At 69.0% G+C, this 591-nt stretch carries 1 protein-coding gene; it reads left to right on the top strand.

Annotation, left to right across the window (positions count from 1 at the left end):
• The coding region (locus tag ACR9ZK_RS21645; protein WP_481344023.1) for an OAM dimerization domain-containing protein at positions 1–518 on the top strand (518 nt) is incomplete at its 5' end.
• Positions 519–591 lie beyond the last annotated feature (73 nt).

Below are 591 nucleotides of genomic sequence, written 5' to 3'. Positions count from 1 at the left end.
CGGAGCCGCGCAGAGGCCCGCAGGGCAGCATCGTCCGGCCCTACGGGGACACGACCGGTGACGGCATGGTGCAGGTGTCGTTCACCCTGCCGGTGCCGCACGACAAGCGGGCCGAGGGCGCGGCCCTCCAGCTGGCCCGCAAGATGGGTCTGGACCCGGCGCTGCTCGTGCACGCCAAGCCCATGGGCCCGGACTTCACCTTCTTCGTCGTCTACGGCAGCGTCACCCACCTCGTCGACCTCGACGCGGTCCGGGTCGTCGAGCGCGAGTACCCGTTGCTCTCGGCGAAGGACGCCAACTCCGCGATCAGGAGGCTGCTGCGCCGACGGCTCGTGGTCGTCGGTGCCTGCATCGGCACCGACGCGCACACCGTGGGCATCGACGCCATCCTCAACATCAAGGGCTTCGCCGGCGAGAAGGGCCTGGAGTACTACCGCGAGATCACGGTCGTGAACCTCGGTGCACAGGTGCTCGTGCCCGACCTCGTGGCGCGGGCCCTGTCTCTTATACACACCTGACGCTGCCGACGACGGAGAAAGTGTAGATCTCGGTGGTCGCCGTGTCATTAAGCAGGGGGGGGGGGGGGGGGGG

Source organism: Monashia sp. HAY1-5C, from assembly GCF_056755255.1.
The sequence above is the reverse complement of the archived record's forward strand: the minus strand, read 5'-3'. Positions and strand labels throughout refer to the sequence as shown.